General features: G+C 53.7%; 6 protein-coding genes and 1 tRNA gene. 3 read left to right on the top strand and 4 right to left on the bottom strand.

Annotation, left to right across the window (positions count from 1 at the left end; genetic code table 11):
- The first annotated feature begins 12 nt into the window (after positions 1–12).
- A complete protein-coding gene (locus ACTZWV_RS19405) occupies positions 13–1,008 on the top strand; it encodes a branched-chain amino acid aminotransferase (RefSeq protein WP_444788137.1) in 996 nt (331 codons plus the stop codon).
- 227 nt (positions 1,009–1,235) lie between these two features.
- Here the strand turns inward: ACTZWV_RS19405 and yjgA are convergent, their stop codons facing one another.
- Positions 1,236–1,754, bottom strand: a complete 519-nt coding sequence (gene yjgA, locus ACTZWV_RS19400; protein ID WP_305556639.1) for a ribosome biogenesis factor YjgA — start codon at positions 1,752–1,754, stop codon at positions 1,236–1,238.
- Positions 1,755–1,870: 116 nt separating this feature from the next.
- On the opposite strand from yjgA, the gene pmbA reads away from it, so the two are divergent.
- Positions 1,871–3,217 (top strand): metalloprotease PmbA, encoded by a 1,347-nt coding sequence (gene pmbA, locus ACTZWV_RS19395; protein ID WP_444788136.1) that lies wholly within the window; start codon positions 1,871–1,873, stop codon positions 3,215–3,217.
- A 177-nt stretch (positions 3,218–3,394) separates the two neighbouring features.
- Here pmbA and ACTZWV_RS19390 read toward each other — a convergent pair whose 3' ends face one another.
- Both ACTZWV_RS19390 and ACTZWV_RS19385 read right to left on the bottom strand, forming a co-directional pair.
- The gene (locus tag ACTZWV_RS19390) at positions 3,395–5,563 is read right to left on the bottom strand and encodes a M3 family metallopeptidase (protein WP_444788135.1); all 2,169 of its coding nucleotides are present in this window, start codon (positions 5,561–5,563) and stop codon (positions 3,395–3,397) included.
- A 138-nt stretch (positions 5,564–5,701) separates the two neighbouring features.
- Positions 5,702–7,633, bottom strand: a complete 1,932-nt coding sequence (locus ACTZWV_RS19385) for an ATP-binding protein (protein WP_444788134.1) — start codon at positions 7,631–7,633, stop codon at positions 5,702–5,704.
- A 168-nt stretch (positions 7,634–7,801) separates the two neighbouring features.
- On the opposite strand from ACTZWV_RS19385, the gene ACTZWV_RS19380 reads away from it, so the two are divergent.
- Positions 7,802–7,878: transfer RNA gene (locus tag ACTZWV_RS19380), tRNA-Arg, on the top strand.
- A 412-nt stretch (positions 7,879–8,290) separates the two neighbouring features.
- Here ACTZWV_RS19380 and ACTZWV_RS19375 read toward each other — a convergent pair.
- The gene (locus ACTZWV_RS19375; RefSeq protein WP_444788133.1) at positions 8,291–8,476 is read right to left on the bottom strand and encodes a YgaP family membrane protein; all 186 of its coding nucleotides are present in this window, start codon (positions 8,474–8,476) and stop codon (positions 8,291–8,293) included.
- Positions 8,477–8,526: the final 50 nt, after the last annotated feature.

The following is an 8,526-nucleotide window of genomic DNA, read 5'->3' as shown; positions in this document are numbered from 1 at the left end:
TAAAAGTAAAAAATGGCAGCATTTGGCACCGTATTTACTCCGGAGATGATCATCTCCCGTTTTAACAATAACAGCTGGAGCACGCCGGAAATTGTCGCCACCGACAGCATCAGCCTGCACCCTGGCGCGCATGTGCTGCATTACTCCAGCACCTGTTTTGAAGGTTTAAAAGCCTTTCGTCATGCCGACGGCGGCATTTACACTTTCCGCATCGACCGCAATATCAAACGTTTGCTGCAAAGCAGCGAACTGCTGGCGCTGCCAAAATTTGACCCGGCCATGTTAACTAAAATGATTCTGGATATCGTCGGCCGCTATGCGGCAGACGTACCGGTGCCACCGGGCTCTATGTATATCCGGCCAACGCATATCGGCACTGAAGCCTCAATCGGCAAAGCCGCCGCGCCAAGCCTGGAGTCGATGCTGTATGTGTTACTGTCGCCGGTAGGTGATTACTTTGCCGGTGGTGCCAAACCGCTGCGTTTATTACTGGAAGACAGCGCCCGCTGTGCGCCGCATATGGGCATGGTAAAAAGCGGCGGTAACTACGCCAGTGCGTTGCAACCGATAATGAAAGCCCGCGCCAGCGTGCAGGCAGACCAGGTACTGTTTTGCCCCAACGGCGATGTACAGGAAACCGGTGCCGCCAACTTTTTGCTGATCGACGGCAATGAAGTTATTACCAAGGCGCTGGACAGCTCCTTCCTGCATGGCATTACCCGCGATTCTATCCTAACCCTGGCACGCGATCGCGGTATGACGGTATCTGAGCGTGAGCTTACGGTAGACGAGTTGTTACAGCGCGCCGCTAAGCCAGGCACCGAAGCCGCGTTATCCGGCACTGCAGCCGTATTAACCCCCGTGGGCACCTTAATTCATGGCGGTAAAGAATATCAGGTGGGTTCCGGTGTGGCCGGCGCTACTACCAATGCACTGCGCCAGGCACTGAATGATATTCAGTGGGGCAAGGCCGAAGATAAACACGGCTGGCTAACGAAAGTTTGTTAAGCAAACCGGCCGGTTCCGGTTGAAATGCCGCTGTGCCCGCCACAGCGGAATTCGGGGCTGTCCTGCCCCTCATCTGGCGGGCCAGTTGGCGCTGACGGCATTCGTTCCCGACGAATGCCTCGCCCGCCTTCGCTAACGCGAAAATGGTCTGTGGCTGTGCGCAACGGCATCCCAACCTAATCTGTCAGGCGAGCACAACGGAAGTTGTAGCTGCCACCTGAGTTAGATTATTCTTCGATAATCAACGGTTTAATCAACTGAAATAGCTCGCGGTAGGCTTTGGGCGGCTGCTGCTTTTCCTGCTCTTTCTTCGCATTGCGGATCAGCTGGCGCAGTTGCTGTACATCGGCTTCCGGGTAGGCGGCAATAAAGTCGGTTAAGCTGTCGTCTTTCGCCAACAGTTTATCGCGCCATTGCTCCACTTTATGAAACTGCCGCGTTGCCGCCTGGTTGGTATTACGCAGTACCGCTAAGGCTTGCTCAATCGGCTCTAAATCACGGGTGCGCATTAAGCGGCCGATAAACTGAATATGCCGGCGCAGCGCTTCGCGCTTGTTGCTCAGCTTGTCAGCCAATTGCAGCGCGTCTTTTAATTCGTCATCCAGCGGCACCCTGGCGCGTGATGCAGCGCTTAATTCCACCAGCTCTTCGCCCAGTTTTTGCAGCTCGTGCATTTCACGCTTAACCTGAGACTTACTCTTACCTTCTTCTTCGTCCCAGGTATCGCCGTTAATAAAATCTGTCATGCTTGCTTCACTCTTAACAATAATGCGCTAAGTATACATGATAGTGATGCACAGCAGCAGCCAGCATAAGCAGACTATGATAAGCTTGTGGCAAATAATTTAGCTGAACAGACATTATGCAAGTAACCCAAAGTACTATTTGGCAGGAAATTGACGAAGTAAAACAGGCCGTAGCTGAAGTGCTGGCCCATGCAAAGCAATTGGGCGCCAGCAGCGCTGAAGCGTCGATGAGCCGCACCAAAGGCTTAAGTGTAGAAACCCGCCACGGCGAGGTGGAAACGGTAGAGTTTAATCAGGACGGTGGCCTGGGCATCAGCTTGTACTTTGGCCAACGCAAAGGCTCAGCCTCTACTGCCGATTTAAGCCACGACGCGCTGCGCCGCACGGTAGAAGCCGCGGCCGATATTGCCCGCTATACCTCGGAAGACCCGCACACCGGGCTGGCCGAAGCAGCCTGGTTGGAAATGTCGCCGCCGGATCTGGATCTGTTCTACCCCGACAGCATCGGCACCGACGAAGCCATCCGCTTGTGTGCCGGCGCCGAAGAAGCCGCCTTTGCTACCGACAAACGCATTACCAACTCTGAAGGCGCATCGTTCTCGTCGCATCAGGGCTTAAAAGTGTACGGCAACAGCCACGGCCAGTTAGTTGGCTACCCCAGCTCACGCCACAGCTTCAGCTGTGTGGTGATAGGTGAAGATGGCGACGATATGCAGCGCGACTACAGCTTTACCGTTGCACGGCGTTATAACCAGCTGTTGGACCCGAAACAAATTGGCCGCGAAGCCGCACTGGAAACCGTGGCCAGGCTTAATGCGCGTAAAATTACCACGCAAAAAGTGCCGGTACTGTTTCGTGCCGATATTGCCAGCAGCCTGTTTGGTCATTTAGTTGCGGCCATCAGTGGCGGCAGCATTTACCGTAAATCCAGCTTTTTAATGGATAAGGTTGGCCGGCAAATTATGGCGCCCGGCGTCAGCATTATTGAGCAGCCGCATTTAAAGCAGGCGCTGGCCTCCAGCCCGTTTGACGGCGAGGGAGTAAAAACCCGCGATCTGGCGATAATAGAGCAGGGCGTACTGACTACCTACCTGACTACCAGTTACTCGGCGCGTAAGCTGGGTATGGCCAGTACCGGCCATGCCGGCGGCATTCATAACTGGCTGGTGCAGCACGGCGATGAAGACTTACTGCAGCTATGCCGCAGCATGGGCAAAGGCCTGCTGGTAACCGAACTGATGGGCCAGGGTGTTAACACCGTAACCGGCGATTACTCGCGTGGCGCAGCCGGTTTTTGGGTAGAGCACGGCGAAATTCAGTTTCCGGTGTCTGAAGTGACCATTGCCGGTAATTTAAAAGATATGTTTATGAACATAGTGGCGGTAGGTAACGACGTTGATCGCCGTGGCGGCGTATTAACCGGCTCAATCTTGATAAACCAGATGCAGGTAGCCGGCAGTTAATTAAGCGGCAACCAGGAAAAAGCCCCGCTGATTTAGCGGGGCTTTTTTTATGCATCAGCGGCAAGCGGCTAACTGGTTTGCTCACATCAACGCGCCGTAAATACATCCCTGTAGGCTCGACTCAGGCATCCATGCCTTCAACGGTTGATTTAGAGCAAACCAATATCCGCCTGGTTATTAATCTACTTTGGTTTTCAGCCCGCGGCGGATTAACAACGCATCTGTGGTTGGCTCCTGGCCACGGAAGGCTTTGTAAGACTCCATTGGCGCTCGTGAGTTACCTACAGACAAAATGTTCTTACGGTAGTTTTGGCCGTTTTCCAGCTTTAAACCACCTTGTTGCTGCACAAAGGCAAAGGCATCCGCCGCCAGAATTTCACTCCACATATAGGCATAGTAACCGGCAGAATAACCGCCACCCATAGAGTGTGAGAAGAAGGTCGACTTATAGCGCGGAGGTACCGCCGCTAAATCTACACCGTGCTTTTTCAGTGCAGCCGCTTCAAAGGCGTTTACATCCTGCAGCGGCTCGTCGGCAGACAGCGAGTGCCATTCCATATCCAGCAGGGCAGCAGACATATATTCCAGCGTATCAAAGCCCTGGTTGAAGCTGCGTGAGTTCATCACTTTTTGCAGCAGTTCAGCCGGAATGGCGTCGCCGGTTTGGTAGTGCTTGGCGTAGTTAGCGATTACTTCCGGGTGCGCGGCCCAGTCTTCCTCGAACGTAGACGGAAACTCAACGAAATCGCGTGATACTGACGTACCGGCCAGGGTTGGGTATTTCACGTCAGAGAACATGCCGTGTAAGCCATGGCCCAGTTCGTGGAAAATCGTCGTCACGTGGTCGTAGCTTACCAGCGTAGGCTCGCCATCCGGTGCTTTTGGAATATTCATCACGTTAACCACTACCGGCTTTTGGCCTTTCAGGTGTGATTGACCGACAAAAGAGCTCATCCAGGCACCGCCGCGTTTACCTTCGCGGGCGAAGTAGTCGGCGTAGAAAATGGCCAGGCTGGTGCCGTCGGCATCAAACAGCTCATACGCATCTACATCCGCGTGGTAAGTGGGTAAATCCGGCCGTGGTTTAAAGGTTACGCCGTACAAACGGTTCATGGTAAAAAACACGCCGTCTTTTAAAACACGGTTAAACTCAAAGTATTGTTTAACTTCGTTTTCGTCCAGATCAAATTTAGCCTGGCGGACAAACTCGGCATAGTATTCCCAGTCCCACGGCTGCAGCTCAAAATCACCGCCTTTTTCTTTAATCATTTGCTGAATGGCTGCGGCTTCCTGATTGGTGTTAGCAATTACTGCCGGCACCATGCTGCCTAACATATCAAACACTGCTTGTGGCGTTTTCGCCATTTGCGCTTCCAGGCCGTAGCTGGCCCAGTTGTCGTAGCCTAACAGTTTGGCGCGTTCAGCACGCAGCTGGGCCAGGCGGGCTACCAGCGGGCGGTTGTCGGTTTCACCGCTTTGCGCGCGGTTAGCCGAAGCTTCCCATACGCGCTTACGCAGCTCGCGGTTGCTCAGCTGGGCCAGCACCGGTTGGCGTGTGGTGTTGGTAATGCTTAACAGGTACTTGCCTTCATGGCCGGCTTCTTTGGCGGCATTGGCGGCGGCAGTAATTTGCGAGTCAGACAAACCGTCCAGTTCTTCTTTGGTCTCAACCACTACGGCGATGTTTTTCGTTTCGGCCAGCAGGTTCTGTGAGAACTGGTTGGTCAGTTTAGAATGCTCTTCGTTCAGCGCCCGAATCGCGGTTTTTTGCTCTTCTGTCAGCTCGGCACCGGCACGGACAAAACGCTCGTAGTACACTTCAATTAAGCGTACCGACTCGCTGTCCAGTTGCAGCTCGTTGCGCTGGTTATACAGGCTTTTAATGCGGGCAAATAACTGCGGGTTTAAGTTAATGTTGTCTGAGTGTGCGGCCATTTTCGGTGCCAGTTCAGACTGAATTTTGCGCCGCTCCGGGTTAGAGTCAGAGCCCGCCAGGTTATAGAAAATGCGTGAAGCACGGGTTAGCAGCTCGCCGCTTTTTTCCAGCGCTACCAGGGTGTTGTCAAAGTTGGCCGGCTCCGGGTTATTGGCAATGGCCAGTACTTCAACCATATGCTGCTTCATGCCTTCTTCAAAGGCCGGCAGGAAATGCTCGTCTTTTATTTCCGTGAAATTGGGCGCTTCATATTGCAGCATGCTTTTTACGAATAATGGGTTAGTAGAAGTCACTTCGGTTACCGCGGCAGAGCCTGGTTGAGTATTGGTTTGAGCCGGCGCCGTATTATCAGAACAGGCGCTAAGCGCCAGTACAGCACCAACGGTGGTGGCAATCAGTGTTTTACGCATGGATATCTCCCTGGAAGATGATGTTAAAGCTTATTGTAATAGTTGCGCGCAAGCGCATGGCTACCGGAGTATGCCAAAAAAACCTGGCAAAGCCCCGCGTTTGCAGCCAGATGCCAACAAATTAAGATAAAAACCGGCTTAGGGCAACGTTTGTGGTTGCAGTGTGGCGATAAACGGCAGTTCAAAGTAAAAACAGCTGCCGTGTTGCGGTGCCGGTTTATAGCCCATGCTACCGTGCATTTGTATGATCAGGCTACGGCTGATCGCCAGCCCCAGCCCGGTACCGCCATGTTCGCGGCTGTCGCTGTTGTCGGCCCGGCTAAAGCGGCTGAATAAACCCGGCACAAATTGTGCGGCCACACCCTGGCCGCTGTCCTGCACGGTTACCCGTACGCGGTCGCCTGCCATGTTAATGTTAACCAGTATCGGTTGGCCGGGCGATGAAAACTTCACTGCGTTAGACAACAGGTGCATTATTACCTGGCTAAGCCGGTTTGGTTCAGCCTCAACATTTACTTTTGTCAGGTTGGCATCACACTGCAGGGTGATCACACGGTTGTTGTTAAGCAGCAGCATTTCGTCAATACATTGCTGCACCAGCGGCCGCAGCGCTACTGCGCTTAGTTCCAGTGTCATATTGCCGCTGGTAATTTTCTCGATATCCAGTAAGTCACTCACCAGCGCACTCAGGCGCTGACAATTGGTATGCGCCAGTTGCAACATGCGTTGTTGCGACGCGGTCAACTCACCTAAAGCACCGGCCACCGCCAGGCCCAACGCAGCTGAAACCGAGGTAAGCGGCGTGCGCAGTTCATGGCTTACGGTAGAGATAAACTGTTGTTTTAACTGCTCGGTTTGCCGCCGTTCGGATAAGTCGCTTAATACCAGTAGCTGGCGCGATTGCTGTTGCAAGCGGATATGACTGCGGTGTACCGCCATCGGAAAGGTACTGTTATCACGCCGCCGGCCGGCAGTTTCGTATTCGGCGTTACCATTAGAGGTGGCGCTGTATACTTCGTCCAACCGCTGCGGGTCGGCCAATAACGCCGACCAATGCAACCCTGGCAGGGTAGAGGTGGCATAGCCAAACATCGGGTAGCACGACAGGTTTACCTGCTCAATAATGCCGTCCGGGTCGGTGGTAATAATGGCATCAGCCACGTTATCCATCATGCTGCGCAAATATAATTTACTGCGTTGTTGCTCTGCCACACTGTCGCGCAAACGCTGGCGTGACAGTAGCAGCCAGCCCAGCAAGCCCAACAACAGGGCGGTTATACCATAGGCGGCAAAGCGGATTTGCTGCGCGCGATCCGGCAGTGGCGCCAAAGAGCGCACCGCCATTTGCCACAGTGCGCCGCGCAAACTGATGCCCAGCAGCAGGCTGTCGTCATAAAACAGCCGGTCATCACCATAAAAAGCGCTGCTGGCACGGCCTTGCGCCGACAAGCTGCGAATGGCTACCTGCACTTCCTGTTCGGTGGTTTGTTTCTCCAGCAGGCGCCAAACCGAGTCGATATTGACTACGGTACTGATAATGCCCCAGTAACTGTCGGCATTAAGGTACACCGGCAGGCGGTAAATAAAGGCCGTGCCGCCCTGCACCAGTTCAATAGGGCCGACCAGCCGCGCTTCGCGCTGGGCAATAATGGCGGCAATGTCGGGCCATTGTTCTTGCAAGTCGGGGTAATACAGGCCAATGGCTTGCTCATTACCACTTAGCGGATAGACATAACGCAGGGTATTGCCTGGCGCCACGCCAATATTGCGGATATGCCGCGCCTGATGCACCAGCTCCGGCAGCAGCAAATGGATCTCTGCCGGCGAAATCTCGCCATCGTTCGCCTGCACGTAAGCAGTAAGGCCAATGGTAAGGTACAGCGGAATATTCAGCTCCGACTCCAACAAAGCCCGCAGCTGGCCGGCGCTGGCTATTTCATGGCGCAACTGCTGGCTGCGCGCATGCTGCTGCTCGTGCTGCACTATGGTTTCAGTGGCAAACATCGCCAATAGCAGCAAGGTTAGCAGTATTAGCCAGTGCCCAAAAGACAGCAAAAATTTTGTATTCATCGTAGCGAAGGAATGCCGGAAAATTAGCCAGCCCTCACTCTAGCGCTAACGCCGCAACAATGTAAATACGGGCAGTGAAACTGAGTGCTGAAAAATCAGGCAGTAAGGCGATAGACACACAGAGCAAGGCTGTCTATAATGCGCAGCTTCTGCAGTATTGCAGATTGTGCACCCGTAGCTCAGCTGGATAGAGCGCTGCCCTCCGGAGGCAGAGGTCATAGGTTCGAATCCTATCGGGTGCACCATAAACGTCAAAACCGCCAATTCGGCGGTTTTTGCGTTTATAGCCCCTATAGGAGGCGAACCGTTAGGTTCGACCACCAATGTGCCCGGAGCACATTGGAACAGCTTTAGCTGGCCCCATCGGGGCGAGTATCAGGATGATACGAGTAATTAAGTCGGGAACGATTTGGAACAGCTCCGCTGGCCCGCAGGGCGAGGGCAGGATAGCCCGGGTAATCCTATCGGGTGCACCAAAACAAACAACCGCCAATCAGGCGGTTTTTTGTTTTGTGTACCTGTGGATGAGAACCTGGGTTCGAAAAATCGGCAGGACAGCCGATTTTGACGTCGTGCCAGCGACGCCCGCAGGATGAGGTGCAGGAAGCACCGAATCAATCCTCGCGGGTGCAACCGCCAATTCGGCGGTTTTTGTATTTACACCTTACAGGTTTTAATCCCCAGCAGGCTGTACAGCGGGCAAAAGTTAAATAACCCGGTCAGCAGCGGCACTATACCCAGCCAGCCCCACAGGCCTATGGTGCCGGTTGCGGCCAGCGTCATTAATGTCATACCGGCAACAATACGTATGCCTTTATCTATTCCACCTACGTTAGCTTGCATAACCCACCTCATAAATTAGCGTAATCTTATTTATGGTAGTCCGGCCGCGC

Origin of the sequence: Rheinheimera sp. NSM (assembly GCF_052380015.1) — a bacterium.
Lineage (GTDB): Bacteria > Pseudomonadota > Gammaproteobacteria > Enterobacterales > Alteromonadaceae > Alishewanella.
Note: the sequence above shows the minus strand (reverse complement) of the source record. Positions and strands in the feature narration are given on the sequence as shown.

Excerpts from the sequence above, each read along its gene's own strand:
- ACTZWV_RS19405 (WP_444788137.1), top strand. The coding sequence starts at position 13 with ATGGCAGCATTTGGCACCGTATTTACTCCGGAGATGATCATCTCCCGT.
- ACTZWV_RS19385 (WP_444788134.1), bottom strand. The coding sequence starts at position 7,633 with ATGAATACAAAATTTTTGCTGTCTTTTGGGCACTGGCTAATACTGCTA.
- pmbA (WP_444788136.1), top strand. The coding sequence starts at position 1,871 with ATGCAAGTAACCCAAAGTACTATTTGGCAGGAAATTGACGAAGTAAAA.
- yjgA (WP_305556639.1), bottom strand. The coding sequence starts at position 1,754 with ATGACAGATTTTATTAACGGCGATACCTGGGACGAAGAAGAAGGTAAG.
- ACTZWV_RS19375 (WP_444788133.1), bottom strand. The coding sequence starts at position 8,476 with ATGCAAGCTAACGTAGGTGGAATAGATAAAGGCATACGTATTGTTGCC.
- ACTZWV_RS19390 (WP_444788135.1), bottom strand. The coding sequence starts at position 5,563 with ATGCGTAAAACACTGATTGCCACCACCGTTGGTGCTGTACTGGCGCTT.